Raw genomic sequence first — 25,839 nt, 5'->3', positions numbered from 1 at the left:
GTGAAGAACCTCCGCTTCTGGCCGCGCAGCCTGCAGGGGCAGGTCCTGCTCGCCATCGCCTTGGCACTGCTGGTAGCGCAGACCATTTCCGCCGTGCTGATCTGGCGCGAACAGAATCATCGGCGCGAAGTTTCCATGGTGAGTTCGGCCGCTTTTCGGCTGATTGGCCCCAGCCCTGAAGAACGCCGCCATCGACACGGGGATGCCGATGATCGCCCGCCCCCGCCGTTCCGCATCGAACATTCGCAAGATTCACTCTATCGCCCCGGCGAGCGGCGGCTGCCCCGCGTCGAGCACGAACTGAGCGAAGTCCTGAACGCGCAGGGCGTGGAGACCGCCGAGGTGCTGGTCTTCGAACGCGATCCGATGCGTGACGGGCCGAGCATCGAATTCTGGAACCGCAATCGCCGGAAACTGGAATTGGTCTCGAAGGAGCCCATGCCCCGCTTGGTCATTGCCTCGATACGCAGCCCATCTGGCGGCTGGACCTCGACCCGCGTGTTCACCGAAGGCGGTGAAATGCGCGTGCTTGCGCCGCTCGTCGGCCAGACCATCGTGCTGTACCTGGTGCTGGTCGGCACGATGGCGCTGATCCTGCGGCGCATGGCCCGCCCATTGAAGGCCCTCACCCGCCGGGTCGAGGACTTCGCCGGCAATCGCACATTGGATGGCCAACTCCAGCCAGAGGGACCTGAGGACATCCAGGGCCTGATCGTCGCCCACAATGCGATGGAAGCGCGAATCGCGGCAATGCTCGATGAAAAGGACGTCATGCTCGGCGCGATCGGGCATGATCTCAAAACCCCGCTGGCGGCGCTACGCGTGCGGATCGAGGCCGTCGACGACGATGTCGAGCGCGCCCGCATGGCTGCGACGATCGAGGACATCAACCGCTCGCTCGACGATATCCTGTCGCTCGCCCGCGTCGGACGGCCGTCCGATCCACTCGAGCCCACCGAGCTTTCGGCACTGGTCGCCGACGTGATCGGCGAATTCGAGGACATGGGCGAACCGGTGGAACTGGGTGACACCGACCGCGTCGTCCTGCCTGTCCGCGCGACCTGGATGCGGCGCGCCCTGCGCAATCTCGTCTCCAACGCAATCCGCTATGGCGATCGCGCTCGCATCACGCTCGCCCGCGAAGGCCGAGAGGCTGTGCTGCGGATCGAGGATGACGGCCCCGGCATCCCCGAGCATAAGATTGCGCGGATGATGGAGCCGTTCACCCGGCTCGATGCCTCGCGCAACAGCGGCACGGGTGGCACCGGGCTCGGCCTGACGCTCGCCCGCGCCATCGCCGACCAGCACGGCGGCACGCTGACGCTCACCAACCGGCGCGGCGAGAATGGCATTGCCGGACTCACCGCAACCATGCGCCTGCCGCTCGGTTAAGCCACCGCTCATCCCCGCCGCAATAGTCAACCGACCTTCGTCGGTGCGCGCCTGCCGTTCGTCGAAAGGATTCGCGCAGTGGTCGACCGGTTGCTAGTGCAACCAATCTTCATTGCGCCGGGGAGTCATGATCGGCATGCGTACCATTTCACTTGTTTCCGCTTTCGCTCTCGCTGTTGCGACCGTTGCCGTCCCCGCCACGGCGCAGGCGCCGCTCAATCCTTCGGCTGCAGCGGGCGTCCACACCGATCTTCCCCGCGTGGCGCACCCCTCGCACTACACCATCTCGATCACCCCGGATGCCAAGGCGCTGACCTTCACCGGCACCTCCTCGGTCGATCTCGAAGTCACCGAAGCCACGCCCGCGCTGACGCTCCACGCGCTCGACCTGAAGATCGCCACCGCCACGCTCACGCCCGCAGGCGGCGCAGCCATGCCCGTCACCGTGACGATGGACGCCAAGAGCCAGACCGCAACCTTCACCGCCGCCGCACCCTTGAAGCCCGGCAAGTACCGGCTCGACACCAGCTATTCGGGGATCATCAACACGCAGGCCAATGGCCTCTTCGCGCTCGATTACCCTGACAAGGTGACCGGCAAGGAGGTGCGCGGCCTGTTCACGCAGTTCGAAGCACCCGATGCCCGCCGCTTTGCGCCGATGTTCGACGAGCCGATCTACAAGGCGACGTTCGACCTTTCCGCCACCGTGCCGGCCACGCAGATGGCCGTCAGCAACATGCCGATCGCCAAGGAAGAGCAGCTCGCGGGTGGCATGAAGCGCGTGACCTTCGGCACCAGCCCGAAGATGTCTTCGTACCTGCTGTTCTTCGGCCTGGGCGACTGGGAGCGGATGACCAAGGAAGCCGCCCCCGGCGTTCAGGCTGGCATCGTCGCGCCCAAGGGCAGCGGCGAGCAGGCCCGCTTCGCGCTGGACGAACTCGCGCCGCTGATCCCCTACTATTCCGAATACTTCGGCCAGCCCTACCCGCTGCCCAAGATCGACAACATCGCCGCACCCGGCCAGTCGCAGTTCTTCTCGGCCATGGAGAACTGGGGCGCGATCCTGACGTTCGAGCGCATCCTGCTCAACGATCCCGCCATCACCAGCGCTGCTGCCCGCCAGAACATCGTCACCACGCAGGCGCACGAAGTGGCGCACCAGTGGTTCGGCAACCTCGTGACCATGGCCTGGTGGGAAGACCTCTGGCTGAACGAGGGCTTTGCCAGCTGGATGGAAACCAAGGCCACCGCGCACTTCCACCCCGACTGGTTCCCGCTGCTCGAGCGCGTGAACGGGCGCGATGCGGCGATGGGCCTCGATGGCTTCAAGACCACGCACCCGATCGTGCAGGAGATCAAGACCGTCGACGAGACCAACCAGGCTTTCGACGCGATCACCTACCAGAAGGGCGAAGCGGTCATCTCGATGCTCGAGGCGTTCGCGGGCGAAAACGTGTGGCGCGATGGCCTGCGCGCCTACATGCGCGATCACAAGTTCGGCAACACCCGCTCGAAGGACCTGTGGCAGGCAATCGAGAAGGCCGGCGCTCCCGGCCTCACCGCCATCGCCACCGATTTCACCACCAAGCCCGGCATCCCGCTGGTCAAGGTGACGGGCATGACCTGCAAGAAGGGCGTTTCCACGCTGACGCTGCAGCAGAGCGAATTCAGCGTCGACCGCAAGGACGAAGTCGCCGCCAAGCCGCAGCAGTGGAAGGTCCCGCTGATCGTCTCGGCAGGATCGGGCGAGCCGGTGCGCACCATCCTCGATGGCGGAAAGGCGACGGTAACGGTCAATGGCTGCGGCCCGATCGTGATCAACGCCGGCCAGCTCGGCTACTACCGCTCGCTCTACACGCCGCAGATGCTGACCTCGCTGAAGAAGGCGATGCCGACGCTCCAGCCGGTCGACCAGATGGGCCTGATTGCCGACAACCTCGCGCTCTCGTCGAGCGGCTACCAGCCCTATGGTCCGGCGTTCGATCTGCTTGCCGCGATCCCCGGCAATGCCAATCCGGTGGTGCTCGGCAATGCCTTCGGCGATTTCGTCGGCGCGTGGCGCGTGCTCGACAAGGATCCTGCCGCGCAGAAGAAGCTCTATGGCAAGGTCGCCGGAACCTACAAGCCGCGCCTCATGGCGCTGGGCTTCGAGCCCAAGGCCGATGAGCCGCTGCGCGATGCCGACCTGCGCTCGACGCTGATCGCGGGCTTCGGCACGATGGGCGATGCCGACGTCGTGGCTGAAGCACGCCGCCGCTTCGCCATGCTCGCCAGCAACCCCAAGGCCCTGGACGGTCCGCTCAAGACGACTTGGCTCAACATCGTTGCCCGCAACGCCACCAAGGCCGATTGGGACGCGATCAAGGCCATGGCCGCGGCCAGCAACAGCGCGGTGGAACGCCAGTTCCTCTACACCCTGCTGGGCCGCCCTGCCGATGCCTCGCTGGCCAAGGCGGCGCGTGAGCTTGCGCTGACCGACGCGCCGGGCAAGACCACCAGCGCGGCGATGATCGTCGCCTCGGCAGGCCTGCACCCGGACGAGACCTATGACTTCGCGCTGGCCAACCGCGAGAAGATCGAATCGCTGGTCGACGCGCAGAGCCGCGTGACCTTCATCGCCAGCCTCGGCGGGCAGTCGAACGATCCGGCGATGATCGAGAAGCTCAAGGCGTTCAAAGCCACGGTCCCCGCCGAAGCCGCCCGCCCGGTCGACCGCGTGATCGGAGTCCTCACCGAAAAGGCCCGCACCCGCCCGCAGTTCATCAAGGGCCTGACCGACTGGCAGAACGCGAAGGGGAAGTAATACCGACCGCAGACTCATCCCCTCCCCGCCGGGGAGGGGTTAGGGGTGGGGGAGCGAGGCAAAGCCGAGCGTCCACGCTCGCCGTGGTACACCCCCACCCAACCTCCCCCTCAAGGGGGAGGAGCGTTACGGGCCGCGATCTTTTCCGCTCGCTGCCAGCAGACCGAGCGGCAGCAATTGAGTGGATTGCCGAACGTCCGCTTTCGTTGAGGCGGATCACATTTCGGAGTTAAGCTTTGCCCGTCTGCGAGCCGCTGCGTAGACGCTTTCATCAATTTTCAGCGATGGGGCCGACTCGGCGTGATAGGTCCAGTTAGTGAGGCAATTCCACGCACGATCGGTGGTGCCTGGCGCAATAAGCGTAAGCGTAGCGAAACCTTCTGACGATGTGCTGAACCGGTAATGCGCCGTATTGCTCCTGCACGCGGCCATAGCTTCGGGCAACGACCGCGCGGCACAAGCCGCTTGCTGCTGTTCGTTGTGATTAATGACGAGATACTGCACGCCGCACAGAACGGTTGGCAAGCCTACGGCGACCGCACAACGAAACCCTGAGGACTTGCGCGGCAGGAACAATAGCGTGCCTCCGAGGAAGAGTCCGACAGAACATGCCATTCGCGACCAGAACACTGCCTCGTCACTCTCGCACGGCGGCAATCCATAGCGCAGAAATGTTACGGCCAAGGAATAAAGCAGATAAAGATAGCCTGTAAAAGTCAAGGCAGCGAATAGAGTAACAACGAATTTTGGATTTTCACAAAACGGTGCCTTTCTGTTTGGAAGTGGATCGAAACCTGCGATCAATGAGGTGTGAGTTATTTGGAAGAGCCGGAGCAAAACCAAAGGGCCGAATAACATCGCAGCCAAGACTAAGTTTAAGATCATATCCCCTGCCCCTTACTGACGCTCATTCTGCCACGAACATTGCCAATAGGGGTTGGCAAGCATTCATAGAGAAAAGCTGAAGCCCAGCGCAGCCAACACGGACTTACCCGCCCAGTCCAAGACCTACCGCAACAACCCACCCAAAATCCCCCGCGCAAAGCGACCAAGCGCCTCGCCGCCGATCGAGGTAGCGATCGAGCCGACCATTGCGGTCACGCCCGATGCCACCGGTGCCGCGCGGGATTTCTTGCCGGTGATGCTGGCGGCGATCACGGCGCCTGCGGATGAGGCCACCGCGCCCGCCGCAGCTTTCCCTGCGCGCTCCCACATCGTCGTCGTCCGGCGCGGCGAGGCGCGTTGGGCCTCTTCGCCCTGCTCCTCCACCTGCTGTGCCGCCGCTGCCGCGTCAGCCGCTTTCTGCGCCAGCACTTCGGCGGCGGATTCGCGGTTCACTGCCTTATCGTACTTGCCATCGAACGGGCTGACCGACTGGATCACCGCGCGCTCCTTCGGCGTCAGTGGTCCAAGCCGCGAGCGCGGCGGGGCGATCAGGGTGCGCTGGACGACCGAGGGCGAGCCGTCCTCGTTCAGCGTCGAGACCAGCGCCTCGCCGACTTTCAGTTCGGTGATGACCGTCTCGACATCGAGATCCTTGTTGATGCGGAAGGTCTCGGCCGCCGCGCGGATCGCCTTCTGGTCACGCGGGGTGAACGCCCGCAGCGCGTGCTGCACGCGGTTGCCGAGCTGGCCTGCGATCTTCTCCGGAATGTCGATCGGGTTCTGCGTGACGAAATAGACGCCCACGCCCTTCGAGCGGATCAGGCGCACCACCTGCTCGACCTTCTCCATCAGCGCCTGCGGGGCATCGTCGAACAGCAGGTGCGCCTCGTCAAAGAAGAACACCAGGCAGGGCTTTTCCGGATCGCCCACTTCGGGCAGCGCCTCGAACAGTTCGGACAGCAGCCACAGCAGGAACGTGGCGTAAAGCTTGGGGCTCTGCATCAGCTTGTCGGCGGCGAGCACGTTGACCATGCCGCGGCCCTGATCGTCGACCTTGAGGAAATCGTTCACCTCGAACGCCGGCTCGCCGAAGAAGCGGTCCGCGCCCTGGCTTTCGAACGCGAGCAACTGGCGCTGGATCGTGCCGACGCTGGCCTTGGAGACATTGCCGTAACGCGTGGCAAGCGCACTGGCGTTCTCGGCACAGGCGACGAGAACGGATTGCAGATCGGGCAGGTCGATCAGCAGCAGGCCATTGTCGTCGGCATAGCGGAAGGCGATGTTGAGCACGCCTTCCTGCGTCTCGTTGAGGCCCATCAGCCGCGCCAGCAGCAGCGGGCCCATTTCGGAGATGGTCGTGCGGATGGGATGGCCAGATTCGCCATAGAGGTCCCAGAACACTGCCGGATTGTCGGAATAGGCATAGTCCTCGATGCCCAGTTCCTTGGCCCGCGATTCGAGGGAAGCGGCGTGCTTGAAGGTCGGGCTTCCGGGCATGGCGATGCCCGCAAGGTCGCCTTTCACGTCGGCCATGAACACGGGTACGCCGCGCGCCGAGAACTGTTCGGCAATGCCCTGCAGCGTCACCGTCTTGCCGGTGCCGGTCGCCCCCGCGATCAGCCCGTGGCGGTTGGCGCGGCCAAGGCGCAGCACCTGCCGTTCGCCGTTGGAACCGAGGCCAAGGTAGATATCGTCCATGCACAGCACCCCATCGATTTGGCCTGAGACTAAGACGCAGCCGCGCCCCTTGCGAGGGGTTTTTGCATCCGGAGCGGGGAACGGCTAGAGCGCGCTCGCCAGAGACAATGACCCGCCCATGACCCGCGCCCCCTTCATCCTGCTCGACGATGCCCGAACCGAAGGCGCCAGCGACGCGCGCCTCTATGAGGACGTGCGCGAACTCGTCGTTGCGCGCCGGGCCGATGAAGTCGAGGCCGCGCTGGCGCAGATCGCCGCCACACCGGGCGATTGGGCGGGCTACCTTGCCTACGAGGCCGGGCTGGCGCTCGAACCGCGCCTTGCCCCTCTGGCGGCAGAGCGCACCGGCGCGGCAGGCCCGCTGGTGTGGTTCGCCCGGTTCGGGAAGGTCACTCGCATGGCCAGCGCCGCCGTCGAACGCTGGCTCGCCGCAACCGCCACGGGCTCCGGGAGGCTCGGCCCGATGGGCGCGGCCATCTCTTCCGGTGGCTATGCCAAGGCCTTTGCCCAGGTGCAGGAAGCGATCCGCGCCGGAGACATCTACCAGGCCAACCTCACCTTCCCGCTCGCCGGCACGTGGGACGGCGATCCGCTGGCGATCTATGCCGATGTCCGCCGCGATGCCCGGGCAGGCTATGGCGGCGTGATCTGGGACGGCGCGCACTGGCACCTCTCGTTCTCGCCCGAACTGTTCTTCAAGCTCTCGGGCGGGGAAGCCCGCGTCCGCCCGATGAAGGGCACGGCTCCGCGAGGGAGCACCCCGGAAGAGGACGCGCGGTTCAAGGCGGACCTCTCGGCCAGCGTTAAGGATCGCGCCGAGAACCTGATGATCGTGGATCTCATGCGCAACGATCTGTCGCGCGTTTCGCGCCCCGGTTCGGTCCGTGTCGAAGCCCCGTTTGCCATCGAGAGTTACCCCACAGTTCACCAGATGGTCACGACAGTTCGGGCAGAGTTGGATTCTGGCCAGGACGTGCGCAGCCTCCTGCGCGCCATCTTCCCCTGCGGCTCGATCACCGGCGCGCCCAAGATCCGCGCCATGGAGATCATCCACCAGGCAGAGCGTGATGCGCGCGGGGCTTATTGCGGTTCGATCGGACGGATAGACCCCTCTGGCGATGCCGCGTTCAATGTGGCAATCCGCACGGTGCGCCTCTCGCCCGATGGTCGCGCCGTGATGGGCGTGGGCTCGGCCGTGGTCGCCGATTCCGCAATGATCGGCGAATGGCGCGAATGCGTGGTGAAGGGGAATTTCTTGCGCTTGTCTGCCGGCCATGCCGACCTGATCGAAACGATGGCCTTCGATCCCGCCAAGGGCATCGAACTGCTCGAACTGCACCTCGAACGCATGAAGGCGAGCGCACTGGCCTTGGGCTTCAGCTTCGATCGCCACGCCGTGCGCAATGCGATCCATGCGTTGTGCTTCGATCTCGACAAGCCGTCCAAGGTGCGGCTGGTGGCCTCCAGGGGCGGTGCCCATGCGCTCGATGCCAGTGACATGCCCGCGCCGCTCGAAAGCCTGACTTGCGCAGTCTTGCCGCTGCCGGTTTCGGACGGAGACTGGCGCCTGCGCCACAAGACTACCGACCGCGGCTTCTACGAAGCAGGCCTGGCTGCCGCGAACAAGGCCGGGGCCGGCGAGGCATTGTTCCTGCGCGATGATGGCCTGCTCACCGAAGGCACCTTCACCAACCTGTTCGTCGAACGCGATGGCAAGCTGCTCACCCCGCGCGCCGACCTCGGCCTGCTGCCGGGCGTGCTACGCCGCTCGCTGATCGAGGCCGGACGGGCCGTCGAGGCTGACCTGACGCTTGACGATCTCGCAGGCGGCTTCCTCGTCGGCAACGCCCTGCGCGGGTTGATCCCGGCGCGCCTGCTCGGCTCCTGAACCCATGACCCAGCTATCCCAAGCCCTCGCGCGCATCGCGCCATCGCGCACCACCGCCATCACCGACCGCGCCATCCAGCTTCGCGCCGAAGGCCGCGACGTGATCTCGCTCTCGGTGGGCGAGCCGGACTTCGCCACGCCCGCCCACGTCGTAGAGGCCGCCAAGGACGCGCTCGACGCAGGCGACACGAAATATACCGCCGTCGTCGGCACGCAGCGGTTGCGCGAGGCCGCCGCGCTGCATTTCAAGCGCGACCTTGGCATCGCAGTTCCGCCCTCGCAGATCATCGTCAGCGCAGGCGGCAAGCAGGCGATCTTCCACGCCCTGCTCGCCACGCTCGATCCGGGCGACGAAGTGCTGATCCCCTCCCCGTGGTGGGTGAGTTATCCCGAAATCGTGCGCTTTGCCGGCGCCGAAGTCTTGGACCTGCCGACCGATGCCGCAGGCGGATTCCGCATCACCGCTGCCCAGCTTGAAGCGGCGATCACGCCCGCCACCCGCTGGCTGCTGCTCAACAGCCCCGGCAACCCGACCGGCGCGACCTACCCGGCCGAGGAACTGCGCGCGCTGGGCGAAGTCCTGCGCCGCCACCCGCGTGTGCTGGTGATGAGCGACGATATCTATGCGCCGCTGCGCTATGGCGAGGGCCTCCATGCCACGCTGGCGGTGGAATGCCCGGACCTTGCCGACCGCATCCTGACTGTTTCCGGCGTATCCAAGAGCCACGCGATGACCGGCTTCCGCATCGGCGTTTCGGCGGGCCCGGCTTGGCTCATCGGCGCGATGGGGCGCCTGCAGTCGCACTCATCGGGCAACCCGGCCTCGATCTCCCAGGCAGCCGCCGTTGCCGCATTCGAAGGCCCTCAGGAGTTTCTGCTGGACTGGCGCGAACGCTTCCGCGCGCGGCGCGACATGGTCTGCGCCGCGATCAACGCGATACCCGGCCTGTCCACCCCGATCCCAGACGGCGCATTTTATTGCATGGTCGATGCCACCCCGCTGATGGCGCGTTTCGGAGATGACGAGGCACTGTGCCTCCACCTGCTCGAAAGCGGCGTGGCAGTCGTCCCGGCCTCGGCATTCGGCGGCAAGGACGGCTTCCGTATCAGCTTCGCGGCGGACGAGGCAAAACTCGAGGCAGCGCTGCGGCGTATAGCAAAGGCGGTAGCGTGATCGACTTTTCCATCCTGTTCGAAGACGGTGAAGCGCTGGTGATCGACAAGCCGGCAGGATTGCCGCTCGATCCTCCGCGCGCCGGTGGCGACAGTCTCGAGAACCATCTCGACGCCTTGCGCTTCGGCTTCCAGCGCGAACCGCAACCTGTCCACCGGCTTGATCAGGATACCTCCGGCTGCCTGCTCCTCGCTCGCAATCCCAAGGCACTGAAGCGCTTTTCGGCCGCCTTCGAAGCGCGCGAGGTGGAGAAAGTCTATCTCGGCATCGTTGCCGGCGAAGTGCAGGGCGAAAGCGGCACGATCGAACTCGCCCTGTCCAAGATCAGCTCAGCCGAAAAGGGCTGGCGCATGATCCCGGCCAGGAAGGGCAAGCCCGCCGTCACGCACTGGAAGGTGCTGTCGCGCAAGCCGGGCATGACGCTGGTCGAATTTCGCCCCGAAACCGGGCGCACCCACCAGATCCGCATCCACGCACTTGCGGGGCTGGGCCACGCGCTTGTCGGCGATCCGATTTATGGTGACGGAAAGCTTGCTTGGCGCACGATGCTCCATGCTTCGGAACTCGTGGTGAAGCGCGAAGGCAAGCCGCCGATCGACGCCTATTCACCGATGCCGCTCGACTTCGCAGCCTTCGCCTTCGAGCTGCCAATAGCAGAACAACCGGAAACCGAGGCCTGACATGTCGCCCGATGCTCTCGTCGCCCATGCGCTGACGCTGGTCGAGGAGAGCTTCATCGCCTCGGCCGGGCCGGGCGGGCAGAACGTCAACAAGGTGGCAACCGCCGTGCAACTGCGGCTCGACGTCTTCATGCTGCGCCTGCCGCCGGAGATCTTCCACCGCCTCAAGACGCTGGCGGGCAGCAAGATGACCGCGAAAGGCGAGATCGTGCTGACCGCGCGCAGCTATCGCACGCAGGAACAGAACCGCGAGGATGCAAGGAAGCGGCTGTCAGAACTGCTGCGCGAAGCCTGCAACCTGCCGCAGAAGCGCGCCAAGTCCCGCCTAAACCGCGTCGGCAAGACCGAGCGGCTAGCGGGCAAGAAGATCAGGGGCGCGGTAAAGGCCGGACGCGGCAAGGTCCGGCTGGATTGATCGCCGCCCCTCAGTCGCCCCCGACGCGATCGATCTCGGCGCCGAGCAGCGAGAGCTTCTCTTCGAGCCGCTCATAACCGCGGTCGAGGTGGTAGAGGCGGTGCACCTGCGTCTCGCCCTCGGCTGCAAGACCGGCAATGACCAGGCTCATCGAGGCGCGGAGGTCCGTTGCCATCACTTCCGCGCCGGTCAGCTTGTCGACGCCATGGACCACGGCGGTGCGGCCCTTGGTTTCGATCCGTGCGCCCATGCGATTGAGCTCGGGCACGTGCATGTAGCGGTTCTCGAAGATCGTCTCGGTCAGCACCGAGGAACCCTTGGCCAGGCACAGCATGGCCATCAGCTGCGCCTGCATGTCGGTAGCAAAGCCGGGGTAAGGCGCGGTCGAGAGCGTGACCGGCTTCAACGGACCTTCCGCTGCAACGAACAGCCCGCCCTTGCGCGGCTCGACGTGCACGCCGGCATCGCGCAGCGCCTGCACGGTCGCTTCCATGTCCTCTATGCGAGCGCCCTGCAGCATGACCTCGCCGCCGGTGATCGCAGCGGCGCAGGCATAGGACCCGGCCTCGATGCGATCGGGCATGACCATGTAGGTCGCGCCGTGCAGGCGGTCGACGCCATGAATCGTCAGGTCCGAAGTGCCAATGCCTTCGATCTGCGCGCCCATCGCCACCAGCAGGTTGCACAGGTCGACGATTTCCGGCTCCCGCGCGGCATTGTGCAGGGTGGACTTGCCCTTGCACAGCACGGCGGTCATCAGCGCATTCTCGGTCGCCCCGACAGAGACGACGGGGAACGAATAGCGCCCACCGGGCAGGCCACCGTCAGGCGCAATTGCGCGGACGTAACCGGCAGCCAGTTCGATCGTCGCGCCCAGTGCTTCAAGCGCCTTGAGGTGCAGGTCGATCGGGCGGTTGCCGATGGCGCAGCCCCCCGGCAGCGAAACCGTCGCCTCGCCCGCACGGGCCAGCATCGGGCCAAGCACGAGGATCGACGCGCGCATCTTGCGCACCAGATCATAGGGCGCGACCGACGACGTCAGACGGGTCGCCTGCAGCGTCATCACGCGGCCGAAGTCCTCGGGGCGCGCGCCTGCGATCGACGTGGAAACCCCGAACTGGTTCATCAGGTGCTGGAAGCCGTCGATGTCTGCCAGGCGCGGCAGGTTGCGCAGGGTCACCGGCTCATCGGTCAGCAGCGCGCAGGGCAGCAGCGTAAGGGCCGAATTCTTGGCGCCGGAGACCGGCACCGTTCCCGAAAGGCGCTTGCCGCCACGGATGATGATCTTGTCCATCGCTGCCGTTTATCCGGTTTTCAGGGCGGTGCAAGCTTGGGGCATACGATAACGTGACGAGGCGTGCTTGACATTTTCACTTAGTAATTGTGCAGTGCATCATGAGGATGCAACAAAGCATGGATATTGGCTGACAAATGAGTTCCGACACTTCGCGAAAGCCGATCCGCAAGGCCGTTTTTCCGGTAGCAGGGCTTGGCACCCGCTTTCTGCCCGCCACCAAGGCGATCCCCAAGGAAATGCTGCCAGTGATCGACCGCCCGTTGATCCAGTACGCGGTGGATGAAGCACGCGAGGCCGGAATCGAACAGCTCATCTTCGTGACTGGCCGCGGAAAGACCGCCATCGTCGAACACTTCGACACCGCCTACGAACTCGAACACACCATGTCCGATCGCGGCAAGGCGCTCGAGGTGCTGGAGCCCACCCGCATCCTGCCGGGCAATCTCGTTACTGTGCGCCAGCAGGTGCCGATGGGTCTGGGCCACGCCATCTGGTGCGCCCGCGCGGTCGTCGGCAACGAACCATTCGCTATCTTCCTCCCTGACGAGATGATGGTCGGCGAGCCCGGCGGCAAGGGCGGTTGCATGAAGCAGATGGTCGATGCCTACAACGAAGTGGGCGGCAATCTCATCTCCGTGCTCGAAGTCCCGCAGGAGGAAGTGTCCAGCTATGGCGTGATTGCGCCCGGCAATCGGGTTTCGGATTCCCTCACCGAAGTGACCGGCCTGGTCGAGAAGCCGAGGCGCGAGGATGCGCCTTCGAACCTGATCATCTCTGGCCGCTACATTCTCCAGCCGGAAGTGATGCGCACGCTCGAAAGCCAGGAGAAAGGCGCGGGCGGTGAAATCCAGCTGACCGACGCCATGGCGCGCATGATCGGCCAGCAGCCCTTCCACGCCGTGAAGTTTGACGGACGCCGCTTCGACTGTGGCAGCAAGACCGGCTTCGTCGAGGCCACGCTGGCGCTGGCGCTTGAACGTCCAGACATGGCCGACGATGTCCGCGCGATCATGAAGCGGCTGTTGGCCGAAGGCTGAACTTCGGCCCGTCCCCCGTCATGGAGCGCGAAGGTAGGCCAGGCACATCCGGCCGAGTTCGCGCTTCAGGACTTCCCAGTCATAATCATGCGCCGCTTCGCCCGAGGAGCCGAGGCTGAGCTGGCGTGCCATCGTGGCGAAGACGATCTTGTAGGCCGAGTTGGCCTTGGTCTCGTGGTCCGTGCCGCCAAACGTCTCGCGATACCGCAGCATCGCGTCCATGCCGCGCTGGGTGGCGCGCAAGGCGTGATCCTTGCCGGGCTTCGATACGAGCGGGTCGAAGGTCGCCCGCTCCATCGCCAGGCGCAGCAGCGGCGCATTGACTCGCAGCACTTCGGCATATCCCGCCACATAGCGCGGCATGAATTCGTCGAGCGTGGGCGACTGCGCCAGGACATCGGCGACCATCGCCTCTTCGTCCGCCGCGATATCCTCGAGCGCCCGCGCGATCACAGCGCGCACGAGATTGTCCTTGCTCTGGAAACGCAGGTAGATTGAACCGATGGAGACGTTGCCCTTCTGGTTCACATCCTGCAGCGTGAAGTCCTCGCTGCCGCGCTCCAGCATGAGTTCGCGCGCCGCGTTCAGCATCCGCTCGAGCGACGCCTTGCTGCGGCCCTGCTGTGGCTTTCGGCTGACCGTTTCCACTGCCAGTTCCGATTCTTCGGCCTGCCTGTCCGCGCCTCGTGCCATTGCTTACCCGTTCGCCCTTAAAGGAAATTCGTATTCTAGAATGCGTGGGCGGTTTGTTGCACGATTTGACGGGAAAGGCGATGGTCAATCGGCGTACTCGCGCTTGACCCCTTGGATTTTCAAAATAGAACAGACTTTCTAAAAATTGGAGATATCGATGCGTCGGTTGAGGATGGGAATGATCGGTGGTGGTCCAGGGGCGTTCATCGGGCCGGTACACCGCTTTGCAGCGGAACTGGACCGCGAAATAGAGCTCGTCGCCGGCGTCTTCTCCAGCGATGCCGCACGCAGCGCTGCAGCGGGCGAGAGCTACCGTATTGATCCTGCCCGCGCCTATCCCACGCTTGACGCCATGTTCGCCGCCGAAGGGGCGCGGGAGGACGGGATCGACTTCGTCTCGATCGTCACGCCCAACCACAACCACCTGCCCTCTGCCCGTGCCGCACTCGCAGCCGGCTATCCGGTGATGACCGACAAGCCGCTCACCGCCACGCTTGCCGAAGCGCATGAACTGGCCACGCTCGTCGAAACCGCGGGCAAGCCCTTCGGCGTGACCTACACCTACTCCGGCTACCCGCTGGTCCGCGAAGCTCGCGCCCGCATTGCCGCTGGCGAGATCGGCACCGTCCGGAAGGTCGTCGTCGAATATCCGCAAGGCTGGCTTGCTGGCGAGGCCGTTGGCAAGCAGGCCGAATGGCGCGTCGATCCTGCCAAGGCCGGTCTCGGCGGTTGCATCGGCGACATCGGCGTACACGCCTTCCAGCTTGCCGAATTCGTTACCGGCCTGCGCGTCACCGAACTGCTGGCCGATCTGGGCGCAGTCGTGCCCGGCCGCCTGCTCGATGATGACTGCTCGATCCTCCTGCGTTTCGACAACGGTGCGCGAGGTGTCCTCCTCGCCAGCCAGATCGAGGTCGGCGAACTCAACGGCCTGCGCATCCGCGCCTATGGCGACAAGGGTGGCGTGACCTGGAAGCAGGAAGAGCCGAACACTCTCACGATCAACCGGCTCGATGGCACCTGCACCCTCGTCCGCTCCGGCACTGGCGTTCTGAGCATCGATGCAGCATCGCGCACCCGCACCCCCGGTGGCCACCCCGAAGGATATCTCGAAGCCTTCGCCAACCTCTATCGCGATTTTGCCGCCCTCCTGCGCGGCGAAAGCGCCCCGCTTCTGCCCGGTATCGCAGAAGGCGTGCGCGGCATGACCTTCATCGACACCGCCGTTTCCGCCAGCCGCGACAACGCCGGCTGGGTCAAGCTCTAAGGAGTAATCCGCCATGAAGACCATCAAGGGCCCCGGCATCTTCCTTGCCCAGTTTGCGGGCGACGCCGCGCCGTTCAACAGCCTTGAGACCATCGCCGACTGGGTGGCGGGGCTCGGGTACAAGGGCATTCAGATTCCCAGCTGGGACGGCCGCCTGTTCGATCTGGAGAAGGCTGCGACGAGCCAGACCTACTGCGACGAGATCAAGGGCATGCTCGCCGACAAGGGGCTGGAGATCACCGAGCTTTCGACCCACCTGCAGGGCCAGCTCGTGGCCGTGCACCCTGCCTTTGACGCGCAGTTCGATGGCTTTGCCCCGGAAGCGGTCCACAACAATCCCGCAGCTCGGCAGGAATGGGCCGTGCAGCAGATGAAGCATGCGGCCAAGGCCAGCGCCAATCTCGGCTTGAAGGCGCACGCCTCGTTCTCAGGCGCGTTTGCCTGGCCCTATTTCTATCCCTGGCCCGCGCGCCCGGCCGGTCTCGTCGAAGACGCTTTCGACGAGCTCGCCCGCCGCTGGAAGCCGATTCTCGACGTGTTCGACGAGAACGGCGTCGACGTGGCCTACGAGATTCATCCCGGCGAGGACCTTCACGACGGCGTGACGTTCGAGATGTTCCTCGAACGCGTCGGCAACCATCCGCGCGCCAACATCCTCTACGATCCCAGCCACTTCGTGCTGCAGCAGCTCGATTACCTGGCCTTCATCGACATCTACCATGAGCGCATCAAGTGCTTCCACGTGAAGGACGCCGAATTCCGGCCCAACGGGCGCTCGGGTGTCTATGGCGGCTACCAGTCGTGGGTCGATCGGCCCGGACGCTTCCGCTCTCTGGGAGATGGACAGGTCGATTTCCCCGGCATCTTCAGCAAGATGGCCGCGAATGATTATGCCGGCTGGGCCGTGCTGGAATGGGAATGCGCGTTGAAGCATCCTGAGGTCGGCGCGGCCGAGGGAGCACCCTTCATCGACCGCCACATCATCAAGGTCACCGAGCATGCCTTTGATGATTTCGCCGCTGGAGGTGCGGATCGCTCTCTCAACGCGAAGCTGATGGGAATTAGCTGAACCATCAACCCTTCATCATCGGGGCGCCGCCGAGACGATCGGCGGCGCCTTCCTTTTTGCCCAATCGCATTTACGCGATGAATGACCTTCCATGAAATTTGTTTCCTTTGTGTATCAAGTCATGGCGCGTAGCTTTGCAGCATCGGCGGGTATATCTGCCTTCCAGAGTCTCAGACTATGGCAAAGGCAAAGCTTGGTATTTTACTGTATGATGGGCCGGCGGCAGAAGCAGATCGCACAGAGCCTCATTTGAGCTCTCCGTGGCAAAAATGCCGCAAGGTGTCAGAACATTTCCACCAATAGAATTTATGTTCTAGTTTTTCAGATTCTAATCTGCTAACACGCTGCCACGCCCAACGTGGCGCCACCTGGGGAGGAACTGAAAATCATGCCCAAGACCCTGTACACCCGCACCCTTTTGGCGAGCGCCTGCGCGCTGGCTTTCGCCCTGCCCGCCCATGCACAGGAAGCGGCCGAAGAGGCAGATCCCAACGTCATCATCGTGACTGCGCAGAACCGCGCGCAGAACGTCAACGACGTTCCGATCGCGATCAACGTGGTGAATGCCGAGCAGCTGCAGCAGGCCGGCTTCTCGAACATGAACGACATCGGCAAGATCGCCCCTGCGGTGCAGCTCAACCAGGACCAGGGCACCATCAAGGTTACCGTCCGCGGCGTCGGCACCAACTCGAACGACGAATCGCAGGACACCTCGGTCGTCGTGAACATCGACGGCGAATACATGAACCGCCCTCAGGCGCTCAGCATCGCGCTGTTCGATCTCGATCGCGTCGAAGTGCTGCGCGGCCCGCAGGGTACGCTCTACGGCCGCAACTCCACCGGCGGAGCCATCAACTTCATCACCCGCAAGCCGGGCAAGGAATTCGCCGCCAACGCCTCGGCCAGCTATGGCAACTACAACGCCGTGCGCCTTGACGGCGGCGTGACCGTTCCTTTGGGTGACATCGGTGGCGTCCGCGTTGCCGGCTTCTATGACGAGCATGATGGCTATGTGAAGCACCCGGCACGGCCATCCTACAATGCAGGGTACACTTACCCGGCGTTCCCAGGCGGTCGCTCGGACGACAACAAATCCTACGGCGTGCGCGGATCGGTCCAGCTTGAGCCGACCGATGCCCTCACCGTCTATTTCGCGGGTGAATACGCCAAGCGCGAATTCACGCCGCAAGCCTTTGCATCGGCTGATCTCAATGCTGCTGGTGTACGCCCGACCAACGCCAGCTGCTCTACCGCCAGCGGCTTCACGGCTGTCGCGCCACTTTATGCTGCTGCGCAGAATCAGGTTCTCTGCATCCCGAACGAGACCAACCTTCTGGCGGCCGTCAATCGCGGGGAATATGCAGCGCCCGCCTTCGGTCTCGGCAAGCTGACTCAGGACACTTATGCCCTGCGCGGCCGCGTAGCTTATGAGGTGAGCGAAGCCCTGACGATCTCGTACATTGGCGGCTACCGCAAGTTCGAGGGCACGCCGGGCCAGTTCCTGACGCTGCCGGTCACCTACCGCTCATTCAACTGGGACCAGCGCACCAGCACGCAGAGCCACGAACTGCGCTTCAACGGTGAAGTCAATGGCATCACCTACCAGGTCGGCGGATTCTACTTCAAGGAGACCGTCAACGCCGAAAGCAGCTTCGTCACCACCTTCGGCCCGAACGTCGTGACGCTGTCCTACTTTGATCGCGACATCACCAGCGAGAGCAAGTCCGCTTTCGGTCAGGTCGAGGTCCCACTCGGCGAGACGCTGACGGCTGTCGGCGGCCTGCGCTACACCGAAAACTCGCGCGATGCGATCTACAAGAACGCGGTGCCTTTTGCGCGCACCAATGCAGCTGGCCAGCCGATCGATCCTCCGGGACCGCCAGACTTCCTCCTCTTCAATGGTGCCATCAGCCCGAAGAACTTTGCCGACCTCAAGTACAAGAGCATCATCCCGCTTTCCAGCAAGGAAGACCGGGTCACCTGGCTTGCCGGCCTGAACTACAAGCCCAACAGCGACACGCTGGTGTTCGCCAAGGTCTCGACCGGCTTCAAGGGCGGTGGCTTCGACTCCGTGGGCGACTACAAGCCGGAAACCAACACGGCTTACGAGCTCGGCTGGAAGCAGACCTTTGGCGACAAGGGCCAGCACCAGTTCAACCTCGGCGGCTTCTACTACGATTACAAGGACCTGCAGGTCTCGGTCCTGCTCGACACCACCGTCGGCGGCCAGACCTTCAACGCGGGCAAGGCCAAGATCTGGGGCATCGAAGCTTCGGCTGACTTCGCGCTGAGCGACAACGACCGCTTCCATGCTTCGGTCAATTACCTGAACGCCGAATACAAGGAACTGTTCGCGCAGTTCAACGTGTTCTGCCTGCCCACCGCCGGCAATCCGCAGAGCGTCTGCAACAGCCGCAACGGCATCGGCGATCTCGATCCTGTCACCGCTGGAGTTCAGCAGCCGAACTTTGCAGGCAACCGTCCGCCGTTCTCGCCGGAATGGGTGATCACCGCAGGGTATGACCATACTTTCGACTTCGGCAATGCAGGCACCCTGCGCGCCAGTGCGAACACCACGTTCAAGAGCAAGTACTTCACTGACTTCTACAACTACCGCGATGGCACGCAGACCGCCTTCACGCAGACGGATGTCAGCCTTGAATACAAGCCCGAGAACGAGCGCTTCTCGATCACGGCCTTCGCCAAGAACCTCGAGAACGAACGCCCGCTGACTTACGGCAGCTTCATCTCGGCAGGCCCGAACGACGACGTGTTCAACTGGCAGTTCGGCACGCCGCGCACCTACGGCGTCCGCCTTGCGGTCGACTTCTAAGTCAACACCGGGTCGCAAATAAAGAAGGGGAGCGCATCGCCGCTCCCCTTTTTTGTTGCCTGCAATCTGCGGAGCCTCAACCCCAGGACGGGTCCTTCCCCGGTCGCCACTTGATGCTGCAACCGGCGCTTGGATGCTGCGGCTGCGGTGCGGCATCTCCTGCCAGCAGCGCATCCACGGCGCGCCGCATGTCTTCGCCCGTAACCGGCAGGTCCGTTCGCAGCGGCGGCAACCCCGGCACCGGCGGGCGATTGATCTGCGGCCTGCTCGCATCGAACTGGCCAGCATAATAGAGCAGCCGCTCGCGATCGTAGAGGAAGAAATCCGGCGTGCAGATCGCGTTATAGGCCAGCGCCACGTCCTGCGTTTCGTCATGCAGATAGGGGAACGGAAAGTCCTTCTCCGCCGCCAGCTTCTGCATGTGCGGATAGTCGTCCTCGGGAAAGTCGTCGGGCCAGTTCGATGATATCGCCACCACCTGCAGACCCTTGGGCTGGTACTCGCGTGAGAAGGCAATGAATTCGTCCAGCACGTGCAGCACGAACGGGCAGTGATTGCAGATGAAGGCCACCAGCAATGCAGGGCTTTCGGCATAGTCGCCAAGGCTGCGCAGATGCCCTTCGACATCCGGCAAGCAAAAATCCGGCGCGGGCTTGCCGTAGTCGAGTTGGCGCGAGAGTCTCAGCATCATCCCTTCTCCTTTATTAGAATCTCCATTCTTTTACGTCATTTCGCGTCGCGGGCCAAATGCCGATCGCCTTGGGCCAACTGCAAAGTTTCGCTTTGCACCTTTGCAAATTTACCGTGGACACCACCCACATTCCACGTCATCGCGAGGATCGAGCCGGTGCCTTTTGGCATCAACGGCATGGCATTGGCAGGAGCACGACGCATGAAAGCCCTGGTCTGCGTGAAGCGGGTGATTGACTACAACGTGAAGCCACGTGTGAAGGCGGATGGGAGTGGTGTTGATCTTGCGAACGTGAAGATGAGCATGAACCCGTTTGACGAGATCGCGGTCGAGGAAGCCATTCGCCTGAAGGAAAAGGGCGTGGTGAGCGAGATCGTGGCGGTGTCGGTGGGCGTTGCCAAGAGCCAGGAAACGCTGCGCACGGCGCTGGCGATGGGTGCGGACCGGGCGGTGCTGGTGCAGGTCGAGGACGGCACCGAGGTCGAGCCGCTGGCCGTGGCCAAGATCATCAAGGGCATTGCCGATGAGGAGCAGCCTGCTCTGATCATCACCGGCAAGCAGGCGATCGACGATGACAGCAACCAGGTCGGCCAGATGGTCGCCGCGCTGCTGGGACGGCCCCAAGGGACCTTTGCCAACGAAGTTTCGGTCGAAGGCGATGCGGTTGTCGTCAAGCGCGAGATCGACGGCGGCCTGCAGACGGTGAAGCTGGCGCTGCCCGCGGTGGTCACCACCGACCTGCGCCTCAATGAGCCGCGCTACGCAAGCTTGCCCAACATCATGAAGGCCAAGTCCAAGCCGCTCGCCACCAAGTCGCCCGCCGACTACGGCGTCGACATCGCGCCGCGCCTCAAGACGCTCAAGGTCAGCGAACCGCCGGTGCGCTCAGCCGGCATCAAGGTGCCCGATGTCGACACGCTGGTCGCCAAGCTCAAGGAAATGGGAGTAGCCTGATGTCCAAGGTTCTCGTTCTCGTCGAACACGACAACGCTTCCGTAAAGGACGCCACGCTCGCCGCCGTCACTGCCGCATCTCAACTGGGCGAAGTGACTGCGCTGGTTGCCGGATCGAACTGCGACGCTGCTGCACAGGCTGCTGCGCAGATCGCCGGCGTCGCCCGTGTGCTCAAGGCCGACGACGCATCGCTGGGCAACGCGCTCGCTGAAAACGTCGCCCCGCTCGTCGCCGGGCTGATGGCCGATTACGACGCCTTCGTCGCCCCTGCCACGACCACCGGCAAGAACGTCGCCCCGCGCATTGCCGCGCTGCTCGACGTGATGCAGGTCTCGGACATCCTCTCGGTCGAGGGGCCCAAGACCTTCACCCGCCCGATCTACGCCGGCAACGCCATCGCCACGGTAGAAAGCTCCGACGCCAAGCTGGTCATCACCGTGCGCGGCACCGCCTTTGCCAAGGCTGCCGCCACTGGCGGCAGTGCAGCAGTCGAAGCCGTCAGCGCCACCGGCGACAGTGGCCTGTCGACCTTCGTCAGCGCCGAGATCGCCAAGTCGGAGCGGCCGGAACTGACCAGCGCCAAGATCATCGTCTCGGGCGGCCGCGCGCTGAAGGACGCTGCCACGTTCGAGCAGATCATCACCCCGCTCGCCGACAAGCTGAACGCCGGCATCGGCGCATCGCGCGCCGCGGTCGACGCAGGCTACGTGCCCAACGACTACCAGGTCGGCCAGACCGGCAAGATCGTGGCTCCCGAAGTCTACATCGCCGTCGGCATCTCGGGCGCGATCCAGCACCTTGCCGGCATGAAGGACAGCAAGACCATCATCGCCATCAACAAGGACGAAGACGCGCCCATCTTCCAGGTCGCCGACATCGGCCTCGTCGGCGACCTCTTCACGCTCGTCCCGGAACTGACCGGCAAGCTCTGAACCCCACTCGACCACAACGCCACGCTGGAGTGTTTCCCCGGGGAAACACTCCAAATGGGTTAATAGCCCCGCTTGCGAGAGCGGGGCTTTCTGTTTCTCTTGTTCATGACTAAGCTAATGTACATGAATAAGACTTCCCGGACCCTGGGCACGTATGCCGCCATCTTCGCGATGGCAGCGATCCCGCGGCCGCTGCTCGCCTCCACGCCCGAAATGCTGTCCTCTCGCACTGCATGGATCGTGCACTATGCCGATGACAGCTGCCGCCTCGGCCGGGAGTTCGGTGCCGAGGGCGACAAGATCATGGTCATACTCGACCAGTTCGCGCCGGGCGACGTCTACCACATAACCTTGGCAGGGAAGGGCACGGAGCGGCTGGGAAAGACCGGCAGCGATGCCGACATGGGTTTCGGCCCGGAGCTGGCTCTGCAGAAGCAGGTGGGTCTGATGCGAGGCACGAATACGGCGGGCGAGCCGGTCGTGGTGCTCGGGCCGCTCGACTTGCTCAACCGCGATTCTGAAGGGGCCCATCCGCCTGCGACTGCAGCCGAAGTTGCGAAAATTCGCGAGTTGCGGATCAGGAGAAAGTCGGAGGACCTGACCTTCAGACTGGGAACGATGACTTCGGCACTGGCTGGAATGAGGACCTGCACCGCGGATCTCGTCAAGCTGTGGGGGCTTGATCCGGTCCAGCAACAGAATCTCGCCAGCCTTCCTGCTCCTCTGACGTCTCCAAGCAAGTGGCTGAAGTCGTCCGACTATCCGAAGAAGGCGCTGCGCAAGAACGAGCAGGCCCTCGTCAGCTTCAGGCTGATGATCGACGCAAGCGGGACGCCGACGCTCTGCCGGATTCAGGTCGCCACCCAATCGCCCGAGTTCAAGGAGCTCACGTGCGAGCTGCTGATGAAGCGCGCCCGCTTCGAGCCTGCGAGGGACCGGTCGGGCACCGCTGTGCCCAGCTATCACGTCAACACGGTGAGATGGATTGTCGCCGACTGAGTTGCATGCCATGCAACTGCAAATCCGTCCTTCGCACTTGCAGAATCGGGCTCGGAATCGCACATAGGAGAGGCCTTTCAGGCATCCTCTCCCAAACTTTCCAAGGCTGGTCTTCGGACCGGCCTTTCTTTTTGCGCAATTGACTCGTGGGAAGGTAGCTGTGGCCTGTCAGGCCCTGCGATAGTCCGCGATGATCTCGCCACATTCGGCCAGCTCGGCCTCGTGGCCTTCCTCGCGCCACGCTTCGTCCAGTGCCTCCGCTTCCCACTGCCGCATTGCCGGGTGGTCGAGCATGTGATCGACCCAGGCCTGTCCTTGCCCGACATCGAGGCCATAGGTGCGGATGCGAAAGGCGACGGGGGCGAAGAAGGCATCCAGCGCGGTAAAGGCGGAGCCGGCGAGCCATGGGCCGCCAAAGCGCTCCAGCCCTTCCTCGAAGATCTCGCGCACCCGCGCCACGTCACGCACGAGGGCAGGCCGCATCGGGCGAGGCGTGACCCGCACCCCGACATTCATCGTGCAGTCGTTGCGCAGCGCCGAGAAGCCGCCGTGCATTTCGGCCACGGCGCAAATGGCGAAGGCGCGCGCCGCTTCATCGGCGGGCCAGACGCCGTCGTGCCGCTCGGCCAGGTAGAGCGCGATGCCCAGCGAATCCCACACGGTCCGCGCGCCATCGAGCAGGACCGGCACCTGCCCGGTAGGCGAGAAGGCACGAAACTCATCGTAGTTTGAGGGCTTGGTGAAAGGCTCGACCCGATCGGTGAAGGCAATGCCGAGCGCCTTCATCAGCACCCATGGTCGCAATGACCAGCTCGAATAATTCCGGTTCGCCGTGATCAGGACATAGCTCACCGGGACACTCCTCTTGTCATTCGACGTAATGCGCCGTCGTGCGGGCGCGGACCTCCTCGGCCGATACGCCCGGCGCGCATTCGATCAGCTTGAATGGGGAATTGTGGTCGGGCCGCTGGAAAACCGCAAGGTCGGTGACGATCATGTCGACCACGCCCTTGCCCGTAAGTGGCAGGGTGCAGGCGGGGATGAACTTGGGGTCGCCGTTCTTGGCGCAGTGTTCCATGACCACGATGATCTTCTTGACGCCTGCGACGAGATCCATCGCGCCGCCCATGCCCTTGATCATCTTGCCCGGGATCATCCAGTTGGCGATGTCGCCATTTTCGGCCACTTCCATCGCACCCAGCACGGTCAGGTCGATCTTGCCGCCGCGAATCATCGCGAAGGACTGCGCACTGTCGAAATAGGCCGAGTGCGGCAGCTCGCTGATGGTCTGCTTGCCGGCGTTGATCAGGTCGGCGTCCTCTTCCCCCGCGTAGGGGAAGGGGCCGATGCCGAGCATGCCGTTTTCGGACTGCAAGGTCACGGTCATGCCGGCTGGCACGTGGTTGGCCACCAGCGTCGGGATGCCGATGCCGAGGTTCACGTAGAATCCGTCCTGCAGTTCGCGCGCTGCGCGCGCTGCCATCTCGTCGCGGGTCCAGCCGGTCTTCAGCCCGTCATGCGTGGTCATCGGTCTAAGCTCTTTCGTGTCGGATCACTTGATGGGGGGCGGCGCCAGGAACCAGCCTGCGCCGATGAATTGTTCGAGCGCGATGCCGACCGGACCGTCGGGATTGCGCAGATAATCGAAAACCTCGTCGAAATCGGCCTTGCGATCACCCACGATGGCCAGGACGCACCACTCCGCGTCGGCTCGGTCAAGCAGTTGCTGCTTGCGCGTTTCGGCTCCTGAGAGGAGCATCACCTTGTCGATGCCGAGCGGGTCCAACCCGGTCGCCTTGAGCGTCGTGCCAAGCCGCTTCGACTGCGTCTGCGGCAACGAGGCGACCCAGACCACTGCCGTACCGGTGCCGCGAATGCGCCGGAGATGATTGGCAAGCCCTGGTTCCGGCGCAGGCGGATCGTCCAGATCGAAGGTGCCCGTGCCGGGATCGAGATCGATCAGCACGGCGCTGCGCTGGTCGGCGCAGGCTCGCATCCGGGGAACCTCGACCAGACTGCGCTGGTCGAGCAACGCCGATTTGCGGACCTTGCCAGTCCTGCCGGCCTCCGCCTGTGCCAGCACATAGGCGGCCATCGCCGCATAGGGATCTGCGCTGTCGGCCAGAGCGCCTGCCATCCCTGCGGGCTGAGCAGCAGGGGGCTGAACCGGAATTGGTGGGGCAGGCTCGGCCTCGGCAACGGCCGGAGCCAGCAGCGGCGGAACAGCGGAAACCCCTTGGCCAATCGAGACTTCGGGGCGTGGCGTCGTGGCAGCGGCTTCGCCGCCGCCCTTTCCCTTGGCAGCCTTAGCCCCCAGCGCACCGGTTGCTGCCAGCGGCGCGATGGCGGCAGCGACGCAGCCCGAAAGCTGCGTTGCCGCCAGCGCCGCCAGCAGGGGCAGCGCGCGACGGATCACGCGGCCTCCCGCTCGCGCACGGTGCGGAACTCGATCTTCTTGTCGTAAGGCGCGCCGACGATCATGCGCTGCACATAGACGCCGGGAAGGTGAATGCTGTCCGGGTCAAGCGAGCCTGCGGGCACGACTTCCTCGACCTCGACCACGCAGACCTTGCCGCAGGTGGCAGCGGGCACGTTGAAGTTGCGTGCAGTCTTGCGGAACACGACGTTGCCAGTCTCGTCTGCCTTCCACGCCTTGACCAGCGCGATGTCGGCGAAAATGCCGCGTTCGAGGACATATTCCTGTCCGTCAAAAATTTTGGTTTCCTTGCCCTCGGCAACGAGCGTGCCGACGCCGGTCTTGGTGTAGAAGCCGGGAATGCCGGCGCCTCCAGCGCGCATGCGCTCTGCCAGGGTGCCCTGGGGGCAGAATTCGACTTCGAGTTCACCCGAGAGGTACTGCCGTTCGAACTCCTTGTTCTCGCCAACGTAGCTGGAGATCATCTTTTTGACCTGCCGCGTGCGCAGCAGCTTGCCGATGCCCTCGTTGTCGATTCCGGCATTGTTCGAGGCGAAGGTGAGGTCCTTAACGCCCGAATCGCGCACGGCATCGAGCAGGCGCTCTGGAATGCCGCAAAGACCGAAACCGCCGCAAGCAATCAGCAGGCCATCGCGCAGCAGGCCATCGAGCGCAGCATTGGCATCGGCATAGAGCTTCTTCGACATCGGCAGACT

Annotated in this window: 23 protein-coding genes; 13 read left to right on the top strand and 10 right to left on the bottom strand. The window is 64.1% G+C overall.

From position 1 onward, the window contains the following. Both IM701_RS01315 and IM701_RS01310 read left to right on the top strand, forming a co-directional pair. The gene (locus IM701_RS01315; RefSeq protein ID WP_193827549.1) at positions 1-1,392 is read left to right on the top strand and encodes a HAMP domain-containing sensor histidine kinase; all 1,392 of its coding nucleotides are present in this window, start codon (positions 1-3) and stop codon (positions 1,390-1,392) included. Between the two features lie 136 nt (positions 1,393-1,528). Further along, positions 1,529-4,195 carry a M1 family metallopeptidase gene (locus IM701_RS01310; protein WP_193827548.1) on the top strand — a complete coding sequence of 889 codons (2,667 nt, stop codon included), beginning with the start codon at positions 1,529-1,531 and terminating at the stop codon, positions 4,193-4,195. Positions 4,196-4,411: 216 nt separating this feature from the next. On the opposite strand, the gene IM701_RS01305 is transcribed toward IM701_RS01310, so the two are convergent. Then, on the bottom strand, positions 4,412-5,080 hold the full coding sequence (locus IM701_RS01305; RefSeq protein WP_193827547.1) for a hypothetical protein: 669 nt from the start codon (positions 5,078-5,080) through the stop codon (positions 4,412-4,414). 123 nt (positions 5,081-5,203) lie between these two features. After that, positions 5,204-6,778, bottom strand: a complete 1,575-nt coding sequence (locus IM701_RS01300) for a helicase HerA-like domain-containing protein (protein WP_193827546.1) — start codon at positions 6,776-6,778, stop codon at positions 5,204-5,206. A 118-nt stretch (positions 6,779-6,896) separates the two neighbouring features. On the opposite strand from IM701_RS01300, the gene pabB reads away from it, so the two are divergent. Genes pabB through arfB form a run of 4 tightly spaced genes read left to right on the top strand, consistent with a single transcriptional unit; the run spans position 6,897 to position 10,935 of the window. After that, positions 6,897-8,666, top strand: coding sequence for an aminodeoxychorismate synthase component I (gene pabB, locus IM701_RS01295; protein ID WP_193827545.1), 1,770 nt, complete (start codon positions 6,897-6,899; stop codon positions 8,664-8,666). Between the two features lie 4 nt (positions 8,667-8,670). Further along, entirely contained in the window at positions 8,671-9,840 is a 1,170-nt protein-coding gene (locus IM701_RS01290) for a pyridoxal phosphate-dependent aminotransferase (RefSeq protein ID WP_193827544.1), read from the top strand. Continuing rightward, the gene (locus IM701_RS01285; protein WP_370584357.1) at positions 9,840-10,520 is read left to right on the top strand and encodes an RluA family pseudouridine synthase; all 681 of its coding nucleotides are present in this window, start codon (positions 9,840-9,842) and stop codon (positions 10,518-10,520) included. The genes IM701_RS01290 and IM701_RS01285 overlap by 1 nt, the downstream gene beginning before the upstream one ends. Before the next feature lies 1 nt (position 10,521). Then, on the top strand, positions 10,522-10,935 hold the full coding sequence (gene arfB, locus IM701_RS01280) for an alternative ribosome rescue aminoacyl-tRNA hydrolase ArfB (protein ID WP_039336351.1): 414 nt from the start codon (positions 10,522-10,524) through the stop codon (positions 10,933-10,935). A gap of 10 nt (positions 10,936-10,945) precedes the next feature. Here arfB and murA read toward each other — a convergent pair whose 3' ends face one another. Next, complete coding sequence (gene murA / locus IM701_RS01275) at positions 10,946-12,229, bottom strand: UDP-N-acetylglucosamine 1-carboxyvinyltransferase (protein ID WP_039336350.1); 1,284 nt, start codon at positions 12,227-12,229, stop codon at positions 10,946-10,948. 137 nt (positions 12,230-12,366) lie between these two features. On the opposite strand from murA, the gene galU reads away from it, so the two are divergent. Continuing rightward, entirely contained in the window at positions 12,367-13,269 is a 903-nt protein-coding gene (gene galU / locus IM701_RS01270; RefSeq protein WP_039336349.1) for a UTP--glucose-1-phosphate uridylyltransferase GalU, read from the top strand. 18 nt (positions 13,270-13,287) lie between these two features. Here galU and IM701_RS01265 read toward each other — a convergent pair whose 3' ends face one another. Continuing rightward, positions 13,288-13,962: a TetR/AcrR family transcriptional regulator gene (locus IM701_RS01265; protein WP_193827543.1), complete on the bottom strand. Its 675-nt coding sequence runs from the start codon at positions 13,960-13,962 to the stop codon at positions 13,288-13,290. Positions 13,963-14,119: 157 nt separating this feature from the next. On the opposite strand from IM701_RS01265, the gene IM701_RS01260 reads away from it, so the two are divergent. From IM701_RS01260 to IM701_RS01250, 3 genes are all read left to right on the top strand, one after another. Then, a complete protein-coding gene (locus IM701_RS01260) occupies positions 14,120-15,229 on the top strand; it encodes a Gfo/Idh/MocA family protein (RefSeq protein WP_193827542.1) in 1,110 nt (369 codons plus the stop codon). A 13-nt stretch (positions 15,230-15,242) separates the two neighbouring features. After that, a complete protein-coding gene (locus IM701_RS01255; protein WP_062343281.1) occupies positions 15,243-16,298 on the top strand; it encodes a sugar phosphate isomerase/epimerase in 1,056 nt (351 codons plus the stop codon). Between the two features lie 388 nt (positions 16,299-16,686). After that, complete coding sequence (locus tag IM701_RS01250) at positions 16,687-19,131, top strand: TonB-dependent receptor (RefSeq protein WP_193827541.1); 2,445 nt, start codon at positions 16,687-16,689, stop codon at positions 19,129-19,131. A gap of 76 nt (positions 19,132-19,207) precedes the next feature. On the opposite strand, the gene IM701_RS01245 is transcribed toward IM701_RS01250, so the two are convergent. Then, a complete protein-coding gene (locus tag IM701_RS01245) occupies positions 19,208-19,822 on the bottom strand; it encodes a thioredoxin family protein (RefSeq protein ID WP_230487751.1) in 615 nt (204 codons plus the stop codon). Between the two features lie 35 nt (positions 19,823-19,857). Then, a complete protein-coding gene (locus tag IM701_RS01240) occupies positions 19,858-20,025 on the bottom strand; it encodes a hypothetical protein (protein ID WP_193827540.1) in 168 nt (55 codons plus the stop codon). Between IM701_RS01240 and IM701_RS01235 the strand changes: the two genes are divergently transcribed. The 3 genes from IM701_RS01235 (at position 20,024) to IM701_RS01225 (ending at position 22,707) form a co-directional block, all read left to right on the top strand. Beyond that, entirely contained in the window at positions 20,024-20,776 is a 753-nt protein-coding gene (locus IM701_RS01235) for an electron transfer flavoprotein subunit beta/FixA family protein (RefSeq protein ID WP_039337173.1), read from the top strand. The genes IM701_RS01240 and IM701_RS01235 overlap by 2 nt on opposite strands. After that, positions 20,776-21,708 (top strand): electron transfer flavoprotein subunit alpha/FixB family protein, encoded by a 933-nt coding sequence (locus IM701_RS01230; RefSeq protein WP_193827499.1) that lies wholly within the window; start codon positions 20,776-20,778, stop codon positions 21,706-21,708. The genes IM701_RS01235 and IM701_RS01230 overlap by 1 nt, the downstream gene beginning before the upstream one ends. A gap of 123 nt (positions 21,709-21,831) precedes the next feature. Then, the gene (locus IM701_RS01225; RefSeq protein ID WP_169745742.1) at positions 21,832-22,707 is read left to right on the top strand and encodes an energy transducer TonB; all 876 of its coding nucleotides are present in this window, start codon (positions 21,832-21,834) and stop codon (positions 22,705-22,707) included. Positions 22,708-22,875: 168 nt separating this feature from the next. Here the strand turns inward: IM701_RS01225 and IM701_RS01220 are convergent, their stop codons facing one another. The 4 genes from IM701_RS01220 to IM701_RS01205 are packed head-to-tail and all read right to left on the bottom strand — an operon-like array spanning position 22,876 to position 25,830. Beyond that, positions 22,876-23,559, bottom strand: coding sequence for a glutathione S-transferase family protein (locus IM701_RS01220; RefSeq protein WP_062347572.1), 684 nt, complete (start codon positions 23,557-23,559; stop codon positions 22,876-22,878). 16 nt (positions 23,560-23,575) lie between these two features. Continuing rightward, positions 23,576-24,235, bottom strand: a complete 660-nt coding sequence (locus IM701_RS01215) for a CoA transferase subunit B (RefSeq protein ID WP_193827539.1) — start codon at positions 24,233-24,235, stop codon at positions 23,576-23,578. 24 nt (positions 24,236-24,259) lie between these two features. Beyond that, the gene (locus tag IM701_RS01210) at positions 24,260-25,123 is read right to left on the bottom strand and encodes a hypothetical protein (protein ID WP_193827538.1); all 864 of its coding nucleotides are present in this window, start codon (positions 25,121-25,123) and stop codon (positions 24,260-24,262) included. After that, the gene (locus tag IM701_RS01205) at positions 25,120-25,830 is read right to left on the bottom strand and encodes a CoA transferase subunit A (RefSeq protein WP_193827537.1); all 711 of its coding nucleotides are present in this window, start codon (positions 25,828-25,830) and stop codon (positions 25,120-25,122) included. Before IM701_RS01205 ends, IM701_RS01210 begins: the two co-directional genes overlap by 4 nt. Positions 25,831-25,839: the final 9 nt, after the last annotated feature.

The sequence above is a fragment of the Novosphingobium sp. ES2-1 genome, assembly GCF_015169775.1.
Lineage (GTDB): Bacteria > Pseudomonadota > Alphaproteobacteria > Sphingomonadales > Sphingomonadaceae > Novosphingobium > Novosphingobium subterraneum.
Note: the sequence above shows the minus strand (reverse complement) of the source record. Positions and strands in the feature narration are given on the sequence as shown.